The following is a 17363-nucleotide window of genomic DNA, read 5'->3' as shown; positions in this document are numbered from 1 at the left end:
ATCACTGTCTTTTAATTCCATCCCAGATCACGTTCGCTACCTCCAGGATGTCATCCTTAGAGAATACAATCTGACCCGACAACTGGAAAGTGGCAGCAGCGACGAGTGTACCTTTTATCGTCGGCGCTAATAGCCTGGAGTCAATATTTCTGAAATACGCATTTTCTATGCCATACTCAAAAAATTTAATTACCTTATCCATAAACAGCTGACTATCTCTGTCAGGATAATTCTTCGCAAAAGGAGAACTCATATATTGTTCAAGGAAAAACAAGGCATTTTCATTCTCCACATAAAAATTATACTGGTTAATCATTAAGTTTATAAACCTGTCTTTAAAGGGCTTTTCCTCGTCATCCCCAGCCGCTACAGCCAGGGCCATCTTATCTTTCACATGGACGTACAGTTCTATAATCAATGTCTCTTTCGAATCGAAATAGTGATAAATAGTCCCTGCTGCCACGCCAGCACGTTTAGCGATCAGACTCATGGGAGTTCCATGAAATCCATATTCCTTAATTAAAGCGAGTGTACTGTTTAGGACAGCTACGCGTTTTCCTGTTGTATCTTCTAATTGAACGTTCATTCGGTTGCAAATAAACAGAAAATTAAAACAAGAAAATTTCGTTTAACCTAAAATGACAGAAATTTGATGTGATGCAAATTACGCCTTCAGATGAAGCAGACGAAGAATTTAAAGGAATGGATTTCCCTAAACGCAAAAACCCCCGCTCTGAATAATCAGAGCGGGGGTTTTAATTAAAAAAATTAGAGCTTAGTTGAAGCTGTATCTTGCGCCAATCTGAATCTGGTATCTTGATCCGATACCTGTGTTATCTCTGAATGTAGAGCTTGGTAACTGCTGACTTACAGTATAAGTTGGTGTGTTATTTACAACACCTTTATATTGTAAGAAGTTAGTTAACTGTGGAAGTTGTGTAGTACCCCAGTTTCTGTTTAACAAGTTACCAAAGTTGACAATATCTACAGAGATCTCAAATCTGTTATTTGATTTTTGACCAAATACAGTTTTAATCTGTTGTAAGATTCTAATATCAAAACGGTTTGCCCAAGGATATTCAGCACCATTTCTTTCAGACATCTGACCTCTGTGTTTGCTTAGATACTTATCCTGATTGATGTAAGCATCTAATCTTGCATATTGAGAATCAGCTGTTTCAGCACTTGTTTTGTTCGGTACAGAAGCTGCAATCGGAACTATAACAATATCATTCCGGTCTCTTGGAATATAGATCAGGTCATTAGATGTTGAGTTATCACCATTAATGTTTCCTGAAGCTGTATAAGAGAATCTTGTATTACCAAAAGTATCACCGTATGGCATACCTTCATAGATTAAACCAAATGAGGTAGGCAGGTTAGGGATAATAGCAAAGTTTACATTAACAGACGCGATTATTCTGTTTTTCACTAAGAAACTGCTATAAGCTAATACTGGTTTGTTTGGATCACCAGCTACCTGGTTACCATTAAATGCTGAAGCAGCCTGTGAACCTGGAGTTGAGGTAATATCACGTGCATCACTTCTTGTATAAGCTGCCATCACGTCAACATATTTACCAAATCTTTTTTGCAACTGAGCAGTAATGTTCCATGCATAACCTTTGTTTGTATTATCAAATACAATTGCATTGGTGATGGATGGGTTAATTTTGTCTAAAGCTCCACCTGGGAAAAATGCGCGGTTATCACCAGTACCAGTGAAATTACCAGTAGGATTAACCAGGTTAGCATCTCTGTGGAATACTTCGTTTATCGATTTTGTATATAAACCATCGATCGTAGCAATTACTCCACCCGGCAATTTATAGTCTACTGCTAAACTTGATCTCCAGATTTGCGGAACTTTAAAGTTCTGATCAGCTACGTTAATAGCGAAAGATGGAGATGCTGCAGGGTTAGCAGGAACATATGCATTTGGATCCGGGTTAAACGGACGGTTTTTCGGATTAGTAGAGAATTCTGCACCTGTTGCTAAACCAGTATTTCCAGCCTGGTTAGTTAACCAAACAGCAGGAACTGATCCAGTAAATATTCCTGATCCTCCACGAACCTGAACTGTACCATCACTGTTAACATCCCAGTTAAATCCAACTCTTGGAGAGAATAAAAACTGAGTCTTAGGTAATTTACCTACATCCAGTTTTTCACCATCACGGAATGTTGCAGCCGTTACTAGTGGGTTAGAAGGAATTTTTGCTGTATAAATTGGCACATCTACTCTTAAACCATAAGTCAACTTAAAGTTTGGTTTGATATACCATTCGTCCTGTGCATAAAGAGCAATCGGAGCCTGGCTGAAAACAGCTGCAGGAATCGGAGATCCCGGAACTGCAGAATAAGTTAACTGATATTGAGTTGGATTGATACTTTTGTTACCATTCGCAGCAGCAATAAAATCTGCTAAAGATTTGTATCTGAACTGTCCGTTAGTAAACTGAGCAAAAGCATTTGCAAACTTCTGATATCCTGCAGTACCACCAATAGTAATCGTATGGTTACCTGCAAAAATGTTGAAGTTCTCATTTAAAGTATAGATATCCTGATTCAGTCTGTTAACGCTGCTGAAAGGTTCTGTACCAAATGAAATATAGTTAGCACCGTTTCCGTTTTCAATATCTACAACAGGGAAAGGATTTCCGTTTGTTGTACGGTAATCACGGAAACCTGAGTAAACTAATTGCAGGTTATTGGCAAATTTCTCACTGAAACGTGTATTTAATTCGGCAGTAAACGAATTGATATTACTGTACTGTCTGTATTTCATTCCATCGAAATCCAAAGAATTCAATGATGGTCCGCGACCACTGTTTGAATTTGATCCGCTTGGATTAATATCTTTGAATGATTTAAGATAGTTATATCTGATAGTTAATCTGTTTGAGTTACTGATATTCCAATCTAAACGTGCAGTAAGGTTATCTGCACTTTGCAAATTGCTATATCCTTCATATACACCAGGATTGTATCCGAAATTTTTGATTAATGTATTCTTAACCAGGTCAAGATCTGATGCAGAAACGTTTGAAACGTTAGCACCCGCAACGCCCCTGTTAGCTACCCATGTAGATCCAGGACTGGTACGACGTGTAATTTCTCCGTTTACGAATAAGAATAATTTATCCTTGATAATCGGACCACCAAATCTGAATCCAAACTGTTTGTTTAAAAAAGCCTGATTTGCTTTCTGGTTGGTTAGATCAGCACTACCTACTTTATATCCCTGTAAGTTCTGATCTTTATAATAAGTGTAAATTGATCCTGAGAAAGTGTTAGTACCCGCTTTAGTAATCGCGTTCACACCAGCACCAGTAAAACCACTTTGTTTTACATCATAAGGTGCTAAGTTAACTTGTAACTCTTCCAATGCATCTAAAGAAAATGGCTGAGCTCCGGTTCCACCACCAGGTAATGACGATAAACCAAAAACGTTGTTCATCTGCGCGCCATCTAATGTCAGGGAGTTGAACAAACTGTTTCTACCAGCAAAAGAGAATCCATCACCCTGAGTATTAGCCTGAGGAGTCAGTTTCGTTAAGTCAGTGATACTTCTTGAAATTGCAGGCATCTGCTCAATTTGTTTCTGAGAAACGTTAGTTGCCGCACCAGTTCTTGAACTGTTGATCACTTTACTTTTGTTAGCAGTAATATTTACATCACTTAATTGCTGTGCTCCGTCCGATAAAACAACGTTTAAAGGATAAGATCCACCTAATTTTAAATTAAGGTTGTCATACTTTGCTGGCTGAAATCCAATAAAACTAATTGTAACTGAATAAGGCCCGCCAACGCGCATGTTAGCAATAGTAAAACGACCATCACCGTTGGTAGTAGTAGTATACACCGAACCGGTAGGTACGTGTATAGCTTTAACGCTAGCGCCAGGCAGTGGACCTTTCGAATCCTTAACAACACCTGTCATAGCTGCAGTGGTTACCTGTGCATCTGCAGAAAGTACTGTTCCTACAAAAGCAAAGATGATGACTACAATTTTAAATAGTAGAGATTTCTTCATACTGTTTTTTTAAATGAATTTGTTTTGTTTTAAAACGCTTCCGTTTTAGTGTAATAATAGTTTACCGCTGCAAAAGTAAATATTAATTTAACAACGATTTAGCTTTCAATGTTAATAAATTATTAATTATATATGTTTTTTATCCACATTTAACATTTATAATATAAGCTTAACCGGCAGTTTATCAGTTAATTATTTGGAATAGCCCCAAAAAACAGTTTTTTAATGAAACAGAATGTAGCTAACTGACACACAGAAATTAGCAGCACAAAAATCAAACTCGCTGTTTAACGAACATTTTTTTTTAATTTTGGACTTTACTATTAAAGTCCCCTATTAAAAGATATGAACTACGATGTAATTATAATAGGTAGCGGTCCCGGCGGATACGTTGCTGCAATTAGAGCGTCACAATTAGGTTTAAAAACTGCAGTTGTAGAACGTGAATCCTTAGGAGGAATCTGCCTTAACTGGGGCTGTATACCAACCAAAGCCTTATTAAAAAGTGCACAGGTGTTTGAATATATCAATCATGCAGCTGAATACGGTATCAAAACTGCTGAAGCTGAAGCTGATTTCGCAGCTGTGATCAAACGCAGCCGTGGTGTCGCAGAAGGAATGAGCAAAGGTGTTCAGTTCCTGATGAAAAAGAATAAAATTGATGTCATCATGGGTTCTGGTAAAGTTAAACCAGGTAACAAGGTTGAAGTTAAAGGTGCAGATGGTTCTCAAACTGAATTAACTGCAAAAAATATTATCCTGGCTACAGGCGGACGTTCAAAAGAATTACCAAGCGTAAAACAGGATGGTAAAAAAATAATCGGCTACAGACAGGCTATGGTTCTTCCTGAAATGCCTAAATCAATGGTTATTGTTGGTTCAGGAGCTATAGGTGTAGAATTCGCCTATTTCTATGCAACTATGGGAACAAAAGTAACTGTGGTTGAATTCATGGATAATATCGTCCCTGTTGAAGATGAAGACATCTCTAAACAATTACTGCGCAGTTTCAAGAAAGTAGGTATCGAGGTGATGACTTCTTCAAGTGTAGAATCTGTTGATACAAGCGGTAACGGTTGTAAAGTTCAGGTTAAAACTGCTGCAGGTATGCAAACGATCGAATGTGATATCGTTCTTTCTGCTGCTGGTGTAGTGGCTAACCTTGAAAACATTGGTCTCGAAGAAACAGGAATCAAAACTGAAAAAGGTAAAGTAGTTGTAGACGAATTCTATAATACATCTGTAAAAGGATATTATGCAATCGGTGATATCGTTGGCGGACAGGCTCTGGCACACGTTGCCTCAGCTGAAGGAATTATCTGCGTGGAGAAAATTGCTGGTCAGTCACCTGAACCATTAGATTATAACAATATTCCGGGATGTACTTACTGCTCACCTGAAATTGCATCTGTAGGTTATACAGAGAAAGCAGCTAAAGCAGCAGGTTATGAATTGAAAATTGGTAAATTCCCATTCTCAGCTTCAGGTAAAGCAAGTGCTGCTGGTGCAAAAGATGGATTTATCAAAATGATCTATGACGCAAAATACGGTGAATTATTAGGTGCACACATGATTGGTGCCAATGTAACTGAAATGATCGCAGAAATCGTTGTAGCCCGTAAATTAGAAACTACTGGTCACGAAATGCTGAAAGCTGTTCACCCTCACCCAACAATGAGTGAAGCAATTATGGAGGCTACTGCTGATGCTTACGGAGAAGTAATTCACTTGTAAGTTATATCCTTATATATTATTACATTAAACCTGCTGTTCAGACAGCAGGTTTTTTTTATTTTTACAGCATACCAAATTTTAATCACATGAACTTACATACTATAGAAACCGGATTATTTAAACTTGACGGCGGTGCCATGTTTGGCGTAGTCCCTAAATCTATCTGGCAGAAAAGTAATCCGGCCGATGCAAATAATATGTGTACCTGGGCAATGCGCTGTTTATTAATAGAAGATGGCAACCGTTTAATCTTAGTCGATACCGGAATAGGCAATAAACAGGATGAAAAATTTCTGAGCCATTACTATTTGCATGGTGATGATACCATAGAGAAATCACTTGCAGCAAAAGGATTCAGTAAAGACGATATTACGGATGTATTTCTGACGCATTTACACTTTGATCATTGTGGAGGTGCAATCGTACGCGAAGGTGATCAACTGGTACCTGCGTTTAAACAAGCTACCTACTGGAGTAACGAAAAACACTGGAACTGGGCTGTTCATCCAAATGACAGAGAAAAAGCATCCTTCCTGAAAGATAATATCCTGCCAATCGAGGAAAGCGGACAGCTAAAGTTTATCAGTGAAAAGGAAGGTATAGAATTCCGGCCGGGATTCAATGTGCGCTTTGCCTTTGGACATACTGACGCGATGATGCTACCCGAACTGACCTATAAAAATCATACTATTATATATGCAGCAGATCTTTTACCTTCTGTAGGACATATTCCCCTCCCCTATGTAATGGCCTATGACATGTTTCCGCTACAGACCTTAAAAGAGAAAAAGATATTCCTTGAAGAAGCTGCAGCCAAAAACTACATTCTTTATTTAGAGCATGATGCTGTGAATGAATGCTGCACAGTACAACAAACCGAAAAAGGAATCAGATTAAAGGAAACTTTTAAACTAGCTGAGCTGTAAGCAGATTAAATTCAGGCCGGGATATATTCTAATATATCTCCGGGCTGACAGTTTAGTGCCTTACAGATAGCAGCTAAAGTTTCCAGCCTGATAGCTTTGGCTTTTCCGGTTTTTAGTATAGAAAGATTCGACAATGTGATATCAACCTTAAGACTCAGTTCGGTAAGTGATACTTTGCGTTTGGCTAACATGACATCCAAATTGATAATTATAGGCATATGCGGGTCCTTTTATAAATCTAAACACAACTAAAAATCGGTAAAATTGTCGGCTTTTACAGACAACATCCTCAAAATTTTGGATTTTTTAGAAAAAAGATAAAATAAAACGATGGCAGAATAAATCTTCAGTAACTGACATATGATAAATATTGAACATATTTTTTGTAAAATTATCATATCAAATCCATAAAATGTCATGGTTTGACTATTATTAATTAACAGTCACAAATGATGAATTATTAAATTTCAGCCATTTATCATTGATAAGCAATAAATAATATACATTTATCAATACACGACACGTAAACTGTCAAAAGTACTTTGGAATAATTTTTGCTACTAAATTATCGTATAAATAACCAGTGTAAACTGTAACATTTTCAGGAATTTATGTTTTAAAATTGCCTTTTAATCCTTACTTTTGCACGTTCTAACACATAAAGAGCACCAAAGCACATAAATGAGACAACTCAAAATCACCCAATCCATAACCAATCGCGAGAGTCAATCTCTAGACAAATATCTTCATGAGATTGGTAAAGTAGATTTAATCACCGCAGAAGAAGAAGTAATACTGGCAAGAAAGATTCGTGAAGGTGATCAGGCTGCATTAGAGCGTCTGACCAAGACAAATTTACGTTTCGTGGTTTCTGTTGCTAAACAGTATCAAAATCAGGGATTAACTTTAGGTGATTTAATTAATGAGGGTAACCTTGGATTAATCAAGGCGGCTAAACGTTTTGATGAGACTAAAGGTTTCAAATTCATCTCTTATGCAGTATGGTGGATTCGTCAGTCAATTTTGCAGGCTATTGCTGAGCAAAGCCGTATTGTACGTCTTCCTTTAAACCAGGTAGGTTCACTGAGTAAAATCAGTAAAGCATTCTCTAAACTAGAGCAGGAATATGAGCGCGAACCTTCACCTGAAGAGCTGGCTGATATTCTGGAAACAACAGTTGACAAAATCTCTGATACATTAAGTAACTCCGGAAGACACGTTTCTATGGATGCTCCTTTTGTTCAGGGTGAAGAAAACACTTTGCTGGACGTTCTGGAAAACCACGAACCAAACACTGACAGCAGCTTAATCAATGAATCACTTTCTGAAGAAATTAAACGTTCTCTTTCTACGTTAACTGAACGTGAACGCGAAATCATCGTACTTTTCTTTGGTCTGAGTACTAACCACCCGTTATCTCTGGAAGAAATCGGTGAGAAATTCAATTTGACCCGCGAACGTGTGCGTCAGATTAAAGACAAAGCTTTACAACGTCTGCGTCATACCTCCCGTAGTAAAATATTAAAATCGTATTTAGGTTAATCCTAAACATAAAATAATCGGATAGAAAAAGATTGGGTTTCCCCCAATCTTTTTTACTTTTGTGGCACTCTAACCAAATAATCCCGATATGTTTAATAAATACCAATCCGAATTTCAAAACTGGATTGAAAAAGAGAAAAAATCAGTTGAATTACTAAATGTTGTTGGACAGTTATGGTTCGACAGATCTATTGAACTCGTACTTTTCCGCAAACCATTATTCGATGTAGGCAGCAGTGAAATCCTTGCTCACCATCAATACGCCAAAGAGATCTCAGGCAAAGACATTAATATTTATGAGACACTCCAACTGGCCAATGAAATTGCAAAATGTAACCTTGCCCCTTCACGTGTTGACATCGGCAGACTGGCTGCTGAATGGCTGGATGAAAACAACGATTTTGCAACTATGCATGATTTTGTCATCAGCAAACTCAGCCGTCATATTGGCAAAGATAAAATTAGCCTGTTACCAAAAGATGTAGTTTTATTCGGATTCGGAAGAATCGGAAGATTAGCTGCCAGAGAATTAATTCTTCAGGCAGGAAAGGGTGAACAGCTGAGACTGCGCGCCATTGTAACCAGAACCTATAGCGATGAGGAACTGATCAAACGTGCTGAATTATTACGCACTGATTCTGTCCATGGTACATTCAATGGGATTATCATAGAAGATTTCATCAATAAAGCACTGATCATCAATGGACAGACAATCTATTTCATTGTAGCTAATAAACCTGAAGATATAGATTATACAACGTACGGAATTGAAGATGCTTTATTAATTGATAACACTGGTGTCTTCCGTGACCGCGAAGGACTTAGCCGCCACCTGTCATCTAAAGGTATCTCCAAAGTATTACTCACAGCGCCTGCAAAAGGAGATATTCCTAATGTGGTAGCAGGAGTTAACGATACAGAATTTGATTTCGGGCAGGAAACTATTCTGTCCAATGCTTCCTGTACAACAAATGCTATTGTTCCGGTGCTCAAAGTGATCGATGATGCTTTTGGTATAGAAAAAGGTCATATTGAGACTATACACTCCTATACAAACGATCAGAACCTACTGGACAATTATCATAAAAAATATCGCCGCGGAAGATCTGCTGCATTAAATATGGTGATTACCGAAACTGGAGCTGATAAAGCCGTAGCTAAAGTAATCCCACATCTTGGTGGAAAATTAACAGGAAATGCGGTACGTGTCCCTACACCTAATGTTTCACTGGCTATTCTGAATTTATCACTGAATACAGTTACTTCAAGGGATGAAGTAATTGACCTTCTTAAAAAAGCTTCCCTTTTTGGAGACCTGTCTGAACAGATAGAATTTTCAATTTCAAATGAATTGGTTAGCTCTGATCTGATCGGAAACAGCCATGCTTCAATTATTGATGGTCCCGCAACAATTATTGCGAAGGATAATAAATCTGTCGTGATTTATACCTGGTATGATAATGAATACGGCTATACCAGACAAGTAATCCGCCTGGCTAAGAAATTAGCCGGAGTAGTGCGTCTCACTTATTATTAGATAATGATAAACCGTTATGCTGATAATTATCAGCATAACGGTTATATTTTATTGCTGCATTTCCCTTACCTCAGCATATCCATCAAATTCATAAATCGGACAGCCCTGTGCAATACTTACAGCTTCCTGTAAATCCGCTGCTTCCAATAATAGAAATCCTCCGACAATCTCAGTCCCGGCTTGATGAATACCATCAGTAACTTCTCTATCTCTTCCCTGAATCAAAGCACCATTCAATGACAGTCCACTCCCACCCTTTAGCTTTCCATCTGCACTCATTCGTTTAAACCACTCTGCCCAATTGAGCTGATGCTGTTTAATTTCTTCTGCTGTATGTTCTTCTTTCCTGCCATCAGGCTCTCTGAACAGGACGATATAATCAGCCATATTTGTTTGATTAAAATTGAGGTAATACGGGTTTAGTCTGCATCACTTTTTCTATATTTTCCATTACCTCATCAGTTAATAGAGGTAATACGTCCAATGTAGTCAGGTTCTCTTTCAGTTGTTCAACTTTTGAAGCACCCAGTATCACCGTACTTACATTTGGATTTTTCAGACACCAGGCCAAAGATAATTTAGCAAGAGGTACATTTAAATCATCAGCCAGGACCTGTAATTTTTTAACTTTTGCCAGCTTTTCTTCTGCCAGTGCCGATTCTTTAAGCCATTCCAGGCCTTTCATATCCAAACGTGTATTCTTAGCTTCTCCTGAAGTGTATTTTCCTGAAAGCAGTCCAGATGCCAAAGGTGACCAGATAGTTGTTCCCAGGCCGTATTCTTTGAAAAGTAATAAATATTCATTTTCAAGTTTATTTCTTTCGATCAGGTTGTATTGCGGTTGTTCCATTGTCGGACCAATCAGGTTATATTGACGGGCTACGCGAATAGCCTCCATTATTTCTGAAGCACTCCACTCAGATGTTCCCCAGTATAATATCTTCCCTTGCTGTAATAAGGTGTTCATAGCCCATACGGTTTCCTCAATCGGTGTATTTTTATCAGGGCGATGACAAAAATACAGATCCAGATAGTCAACCTGTAAACGTTTTAACGCTGCATTACAAGCTTCTATAATATGTTTCCTGGACAATCCGACACGATTAGGCCCTTTGTTTTCTGTTCCGAAAAACACTTTACTTGAAACCACATAAGACTCCCTCTCCCAATGATGGGCTTTCAAGATTTTCCCCATCACTATTTCCGATTTTCCTTCAGCATACCCTTCAGCATTGTCAAAAAAATTCACCCCTGCGTCATAAGCAATCCCCATCAGTTCGTCAGCAATTTTATCACTGATTTGCTGACCAAATGTAAGCCAGCTTCCCAGAGAAAGTGAGCTCAATTGCAATCCTGATTTTCCTAATCGTCTGTATTCCATTTCAATCTGTTTTTTTATTATTATTTATTTAGTCTGCCAGCTTATTTTGCAGATTATCTGATTAATTAATTAGCTAAATGTATAAAATAACAACATGCCCGCTTTACTTAAGTTTTTCAGTTTACGCATTGATCTGTCACTATTTTGTAATATATTAGAACTATCAACACAATAAACCGACTAATAAAACCTGGCGCTATGAAATTATACTTGCTATTACCCCTGGCATTTACTCTGGGTTGCAATTCAGTAAGAACATCTAATCTGCCCTCTCATTCTGATCAGATACTCAATGATATCAAAACACTTTCTTCAGATACTTTTGAAGGTAGAAAAACAGGAACTAAAGGAGCTGAATTAGCAAGGACATATATTGCTAAACGATTCAAGGAAATTGGTGTGAGGAACTTCTCCTTTTGCAACGGCTACCAGCAATCATTTACCTTCGCAGGTATTGACGACCCTAAAATCACCGGAAAAAATGTAATCGGCTACATCAAAGGGACTACCAGCAATGTAATTGTTATTTCGGCTCATTACGACCATCTTGGAATAATTAACGGAAAGATCTTTAATGGTGCCGATGATAATGCCTCAGGAGTCGCAGGCATGCTTAAAATCGCATCACATTATGCGAGGAACAAACCTATTTACACATTGGTTTTCGCTGCATTTGATGCTGAAGAGTTTGGAAAAAAAGGTTCTGAGTATTTTGTTAACCATCCCCCTGTAGACCTGAAAAAGATCAAACTGAATGTTAACCTGGATATGATCAGCCATAATGATAAAGGGGAGCTTTATGCCGCAGGAACTTACAAATACCCTCAGCTTAAAGGTTATATAGCAACCACAAATCCGGACTTAAAAATCCTCTTCGGTCATGACAACCCCAGATTAGCTACAGATGACTGGACAGATCAAAGTGATCAGTCTGCTTTCAATAAGAAGAATATTCCATTCATCTATTTTGGTGTGGAAGATCACAAAGACTACCATAAAGCGTCTGACAAATTCGAAAATATCAATCCGGCTTTCTTTATCAATGCTGCAAATGGCATCCTGGAGATTATTGATAATTATGATAAGGACCGTACCGTTGAAAAGGTCTTTCACGACAAGATACAATCCAGCATGAGATAACAAACCAGCTTTAAATTAGTACAGCATAAAAAAAGCGCTGCTGTTTTCAAAAATATCTCTTCATTGAGAATTTGAAAACAGCAGCGCTTTTGTATAAAGATCAGTTTCTGATCTATTTCTTCCGGGTATGTCTTCTTTCAATCATACCAGTAAATTCACTATTTGGATTGACCTTCTTGATTTGTGAATTGCTAAAACTCTCTTTTTGTACAGGACGGTCTCCAATACTCATCGCAGTACCCTGAGTAGTTGAACCAGGTGCTAGCACATTCAGTGCAAGGGAAAGGTAATTATCTCTTGGATCTCCAAAAACATAAGTCGGATCATCATACTGAGATAATACATCAGGAACCATACCTGTATAATATCCTCCCTGTCCGGCAGAGTTTCTGGTTTCAAATAAGGACATAAAAACTTCATACCTGTTTTCTATAGTCACCGGGAAGAAACCAACTGGTTTTCCGTAAGTAGTATCCCCAACCAGTTTCACATTCATATAGGGTTTCAGACTGTTAATCAACAATTCACTTGCAGAGGCCGTGTTTCTGGAAACAATAAACACTACATTACTTATTCCACTAAGCGATCCCTTTTTACTAAATGAAAAGCTGTTACCTGCAATCGAATAATCTACATCAGCATTCGTCAGCATTTTACCATTCTGGAATATAACCTTTCCATTCACATCAACTTGTGGCTGGTTGGAAAGAATGGTAGCTTTTCCAGTCTGCATAGTTGTATTATAATACTCACTGTACATTGCTTTTCCGGAGACTGATGATGGCGCAACCAGGTTTGCCAGATATTCTGCCGTCGATACATATCCCCCACCGTTATATCTTAAATCAATAACCAGGTCAGTAACCCCTTGTGAACTAAAACTCGAGAACACTGGATCTAAATTAGAATCACTAGGCCCGCTTTGATTAGATAAAACAGAGAAACGTGCAAATGCTAAATAACCGATTTTTTTACCCGATCTGGCAATTACCGTAGAAGCGTAAACCGGACTACTCTTATAAGAAGCCTTATTCAGCGTTAAAGTAAAAGGTACTTTACTATTAAAATCAGCCCCTGATATGGTCACTGAAGAGCTGCTTAATGCATCACCTACCCACTTATTCTCCCCTTTATAGCTTGCTCCAACAGCACGTCCGTTAACACTGGTAATCAGCCATCCGCGTTTAACTCCAGCAGCAGCAGCTGGCGAACCAGGGTAAACTGCCGTAACAAATAGAGAATAAGCATCACCAGACAGATAAAAAACAGGTCTGATCCCAATGTCATATCCATTACCTTCAGTATCTACATTAGCACTGTTTAAACTCGAGCTTGCACTAGGGTTTGCAGTAGTCAGATCCTGGATATAAGAATATTTAGGTGCTCCATCAGGGTAATACTCATAAGCTTTACCCGTTGCAGGATTAATCTTTAGCTGGGTATAGGCAAATAACTCATCATTTAAATTATCCAGAGTGGCTGATTTACTTGAATACTGTCTGGGATTAAATACACTGTAGTCAGGAAGTACATCATTCCAGAAATAGATCTGCTTTGCATATAAATACAAAGAGTCCAAAGTCAACTGGGTACGGGTACCAGTTGCAGGCACTCCTGGCGTACCGCCATTGTTACCCGAGGTATCCGGTGCAGGACTTTTTTTGCATGAGCTAAAGCCAATGACAAAAACAAAAGCGAAACAAAGTGCGAATCGATTGCGAAGTAATTCTGTTCTCATATATAGAATTATATACTGACAATTAAGCAGTTAAGTTAGATAATTTTATCAATTGGCAAAAATTTAATTTGCCCTGAGGCAGCTGTGCCATGCTTTTTCAAAGAAGCCTGGCAAGCGAGTACTTCCTCTCTCTTTAACTCATGTTTAAGGATAATCATATCCAATGTATCTTCAAAAGAACCACTTATCGTTTCAGCACTAAAATACACAATCAAAGATTGCTCCAGGCCATTCCACTCAATTTGTTTGATTTTATTCAACTGTTGTGCCGGATCTCCTTCAACCAGCAGAAAAATAAATTTTCCGGCATCACGGATCTCTTTCAGAAAATCAAGAACCGGAGCAAACAGTAACAATTTCAAAGGGAGTTTAGCATTCTGTTGTAACAGATCAAAATTGATTTTGTATTTCTCAGCTAATCCAAATCTGGTTGCTGTCTTTTCAAAAATATCAGTTTTACCTTCGTTGAAATAAGTCTCCTCCATAAAATGGAGGATTTCCTGTGCATCTATCTGCTCTCCATATTCTATAAACTGGGCAAACAAGTAATAAACCTGTAATTGATAGTCCTTTTCAGGGTATAAAACATTATCCAGTTCAAAGATGAAGGCTTCGTTAGTCTTAGTATAATCTTCGTATTTCTTCATCAGGCAATCGTAAATAATACTGGCTTTTGTTCATTTGAATTTTCATTCATGTAGAAAACGCCGTTTAGTGCATTTTCTTTTCCAGTGCTGGAAATAATTTCTGCGGGAATAGCGGCATACAATAATTCGCCTTTATCAAACACAGCCCAATTCTGTTTGTCTACCACTGTTTCGGATAAATAAAGTGGAAAACTAAGTAGATCAGGGAGCAAAACATGAATATTAAATTCTTCAAATAATACTGCCGATCTCATCACAGCTTCAAGTTCAAACTGGTAAAGTGGTAAAAGTCTGTCAACTTCCAGATCAAGACAAGAATTAAGCAGATTGTGAGCTATAGTTTCATCGTTTCTAACACCAAGATCAACAAATTGATATTGAGTAGACGCAAAAGCAGGTATCTCTCCGTAGTCTCCCAGCATAATCTGGTCACCTGTAAATGCTTTTAATATTTTTAATGCCTGGGCAGATTTGCCGCCGGTTAGGAGTGTTTTCAAATTTTATACAATTAAACCATCTTTCATGGTGACTACCCTGTCGCTGATTTCGGCAAGGTCTTTATTATGGGTAACAATTACGAAAGTCTGCTGGAAGTTATCACGCAGTGTGATAAAGAACTGGTGCAATGATTCGGCATTAGCCGAATCAAGATTCCCTGAAGGTTCATCGGCCAGGATGATGGAAGGGTTATTAATTAATGCCCTTGCTACAGCAATACGTTGCTGTTCTCCACCCGAAAGTTGATTGGGTTTATGTGAAGCACGGTCTTCCAGACCAAGTAAGGCCAGAAGCTCCTTCGCACGGGATTCAGCTTCTTTTTTATTTTTCTTAGCGATAAAAGCAGGAATGCAGATATTCTCGAGTGCAGAGAATTCAGGTAGCAGGTGATGGAACTGGAAAACAAAACCAATATTCTGATTTCTGAAAATGCTCAATGGTTCACCGGATAATTTCCACACCCCGGTACCATTTAATTCGACGGTACCTTCATCAGGTTTATCCAGTGTACCCAGGATATGTAACAGCGTACTCTTGCCTGCACCTGAAGCACCTATTATACTGACAATCTCTCCTTTGGATACTTCAAAATCTACCCCTTTCAGGATCGACAGATTTCCATAAGCTTTTCTGATACCTGTGGCTTTTAGCATGGAGCAAACTTACAAAATTTGGGATTAATTTCAGTTAAGGTGAAAATTGAGGCTTTTCCTTCAGGATAAAAGGGAGAATAAGTTTTTAAAACCAATCTGAAATTGTAGATTTGGATCAAATTTTTTCAGCAAATGAATATACACGAATATCAAGGTAAAGAAATACTTAAAAGTTTTGGTGTTGCCGTACAAGAAGGCATAGTTGCCGAAACTGTTGAGCAGGCTGTAGAAGCTGCTAAAAAAATGAAAGCAGACTACAACTCTGACTGGGTAGTAATTAAAGCGCAAGTACATGCTGGTGGAAGAGGTAAAGGTGGTGGTGTTAAATTAGCTAAAAACCTTGACGAGGTTAAACAAAGAGCTACCGACATTTTAGGTATGCAACTGATCACACCTCAGACTAGTGCAGAAGGTAAAAAAGTTCATAAAATTCTTGTTGCACAGGATGTTTATTATCCTGGAGCTTCTGAAACAAAAGAATTTTACATCAGTGTTCTGTTAAACCGTGGTAACGGAAGAAACATTATCATGTATTCAACCGAAGGTGGTATGGATATCGAAGAAGTTGCTGAACACACTCCTCATTTAATCTTCAAAGAAGAGATCGATCCTAAAGTTGGTCTTCAGGGATTCCAGGCACGTAAAATTGCTTTCAACCTTGGATTAAGCGGTGCAGCTTTCAAAGAAATGGTAAAGTTTGTAACAGCACTTTACAAAGCTTATGACAATACTGACTCTGCAATGTTTGAAATCAACCCGGTTTTAAAAACTTCAGACGATAAAATTATTGCTGTTGATGCTAAAGTAGACTTAGATGAGAATGCTTTGTTCCGTCATCCTGATTATGCAGCAATGCGTGATAAACTGGAAGAAGATCCAACTGACGTTGAAGCAAGTGAATCTAACTTAAACTATGTAAAATTAGACGGAAACGTTGGTTGCATGGTTAATGGTGCTGGTTTAGCAATGGCAACTATGGATATTATCAAAATTGCAGGTGGTGAGCCGGCTAACTTCCTGGATGTAGGTGGAACTGCCAATGCACAAACTGTAAAAGCTGGTTTTAACATCATCTTAAAAGATCCTAATGTTAAAGCTATCTTAATCAATATATTCGGTGGTATCGTACGTTGTGACCGTGTGGCACAAGGTGTTATCGATGCTTATAAAGAAATCGGAGATATCCCGGTTCCAATTATCTGCCGTTTACAAGGTACAAACGCTGTTGAAGCTAAAAAATTAATCGATGAATCTGGTCTGAAAGTGTTCTCAGCAATTGCTTTGAAAGATGCTGCTGCTTTGGTTACTCAGGTTTTAGCATAAACAAAATCTTTATATAGAAAAAGGGGTGCCATTAGGTTACCCCTTTTTTTGTGTCCATATAATTGGTTCCCATCCTTTTTCATTTACAAAAATCCATAAAAAAAACCTCCAGCAATTAAGCCGAAGGTTTTTTAACCAAATATAATTTAAACGAGCAATACAAATATAGGATATTATTCAATAAAACAACCATTAAAACACATTATTT

General features: G+C 38.1%; 15 protein-coding genes. 6 read left to right on the top strand and 9 right to left on the bottom strand.

Going from position 1 to position 17363, the window contains the following annotated elements:
* Position 1: 1 nt before the first annotated feature.
* Both HDF25_RS01910 and HDF25_RS01905 read right to left on the bottom strand, forming a co-directional pair.
* Entirely contained in the window at positions 2–586 is a 585-nt protein-coding gene (locus HDF25_RS01910; protein WP_184622188.1) for a TetR/AcrR family transcriptional regulator, read from the bottom strand.
* Positions 587–775: 189 nt separating this feature from the next.
* Positions 776–4036 carry a TonB-dependent receptor gene (locus HDF25_RS01905; RefSeq protein ID WP_184622187.1) on the bottom strand — a complete coding sequence of 1087 codons (3261 nt, stop codon included), beginning with the start codon at positions 4034–4036 and terminating at the stop codon, positions 776–778.
* 345 nt (positions 4037–4381) lie between these two features.
* Between HDF25_RS01905 and lpdA the strand changes: the two genes are divergently transcribed.
* Positions 4382–5770: a dihydrolipoyl dehydrogenase gene (gene lpdA / locus HDF25_RS01900; protein ID WP_184622186.1), complete on the top strand. Its 1389-nt coding sequence runs from the start codon at positions 4382–4384 to the stop codon at positions 5768–5770.
* Positions 5771–5856: 86 nt separating this feature from the next.
* Positions 5857–6696: an MBL fold metallo-hydrolase gene (locus tag HDF25_RS01895; protein ID WP_184622185.1), complete on the top strand. Its 840-nt coding sequence runs from the start codon at positions 5857–5859 to the stop codon at positions 6694–6696.
* Between the two features lie 11 nt (positions 6697–6707).
* Here the strand turns inward: HDF25_RS01895 and HDF25_RS01890 are convergent, their stop codons facing one another.
* On the bottom strand, positions 6708–6914 hold the full coding sequence (locus HDF25_RS01890; protein WP_184622184.1) for a helix-turn-helix domain-containing protein: 207 nt from the start codon (positions 6912–6914) through the stop codon (positions 6708–6710).
* Between the two features lie 463 nt (positions 6915–7377).
* Here HDF25_RS01890 and HDF25_RS01885 point away from each other — a divergent pair, with 463 nt between their 5' ends.
* Positions 7378–8238 (top strand): RNA polymerase sigma factor RpoD/SigA, encoded by an 861-nt coding sequence (locus HDF25_RS01885; protein WP_008242129.1) that lies wholly within the window; start codon positions 7378–7380, stop codon positions 8236–8238.
* Between the two features lie 88 nt (positions 8239–8326).
* Positions 8327–9775, top strand: a complete 1449-nt coding sequence (locus HDF25_RS01880) for a glyceraldehyde-3-phosphate dehydrogenase (protein ID WP_184622183.1) — start codon at positions 8327–8329, stop codon at positions 9773–9775.
* A gap of 48 nt (positions 9776–9823) precedes the next feature.
* Here the strand turns inward: HDF25_RS01880 and HDF25_RS01875 are convergent, their stop codons facing one another.
* A complete protein-coding gene (locus HDF25_RS01875; RefSeq protein ID WP_184622181.1) occupies positions 9824–10162 on the bottom strand; it encodes a YciI family protein in 339 nt (112 codons plus the stop codon).
* Positions 10163–10172: 10 nt separating this feature from the next.
* Entirely contained in the window at positions 10173–11156 is a 984-nt protein-coding gene (locus HDF25_RS01870; protein WP_184622179.1) for an aldo/keto reductase, read from the bottom strand.
* A gap of 198 nt (positions 11157–11354) precedes the next feature.
* On the opposite strand from HDF25_RS01870, the gene HDF25_RS01865 reads away from it, so the two are divergent.
* Positions 11355–12296, top strand: a complete 942-nt coding sequence (locus HDF25_RS01865; protein ID WP_184622177.1) for a M28 family peptidase — start codon at positions 11355–11357, stop codon at positions 12294–12296.
* A gap of 112 nt (positions 12297–12408) precedes the next feature.
* On the opposite strand, the gene HDF25_RS01860 is transcribed toward HDF25_RS01865, so the two are convergent.
* From HDF25_RS01860 to HDF25_RS01845, 4 genes are read right to left on the bottom strand one after another with little or no spacing between them, the layout of a single operon-like run.
* Positions 12409–14034 (bottom strand): S41 family peptidase, encoded by a 1626-nt coding sequence (locus HDF25_RS01860; RefSeq protein ID WP_184622175.1) that lies wholly within the window; start codon positions 14032–14034, stop codon positions 12409–12411.
* Positions 14035–14069: 35 nt separating this feature from the next.
* Positions 14070–14681 carry a haloacid dehalogenase gene (locus HDF25_RS01855; RefSeq protein ID WP_184622173.1) on the bottom strand — a complete coding sequence of 204 codons (612 nt, stop codon included), beginning with the start codon at positions 14679–14681 and terminating at the stop codon, positions 14070–14072.
* Positions 14681–15178: a hypothetical protein gene (locus HDF25_RS01850; RefSeq protein WP_184622171.1), complete on the bottom strand. Its 498-nt coding sequence runs from the start codon at positions 15176–15178 to the stop codon at positions 14681–14683. The genes HDF25_RS01855 and HDF25_RS01850 overlap by 1 nt, the downstream gene beginning before the upstream one ends.
* Before the next feature lie 3 nt (positions 15179–15181).
* Positions 15182–15832, bottom strand: a complete 651-nt coding sequence (locus HDF25_RS01845; RefSeq protein WP_184622169.1) for an ABC transporter ATP-binding protein — start codon at positions 15830–15832, stop codon at positions 15182–15184.
* 132 nt (positions 15833–15964) lie between these two features.
* On the opposite strand from HDF25_RS01845, the gene sucC reads away from it, so the two are divergent.
* The gene (gene sucC / locus HDF25_RS01840) at positions 15965–17155 is read left to right on the top strand and encodes an ADP-forming succinate--CoA ligase subunit beta (RefSeq protein ID WP_184622167.1); all 1191 of its coding nucleotides are present in this window, start codon (positions 15965–15967) and stop codon (positions 17153–17155) included.
* Positions 17156–17363 lie beyond the last annotated feature (208 nt).

The organism is Pedobacter cryoconitis (assembly GCF_014207135.1).
GTDB lineage: Bacteria > Bacteroidota > Bacteroidia > Sphingobacteriales > Sphingobacteriaceae > Pedobacter > Pedobacter cryoconitis_D.
Note: the sequence above shows the minus strand (reverse complement) of the source record. Positions and strands in the feature narration are given on the sequence as shown.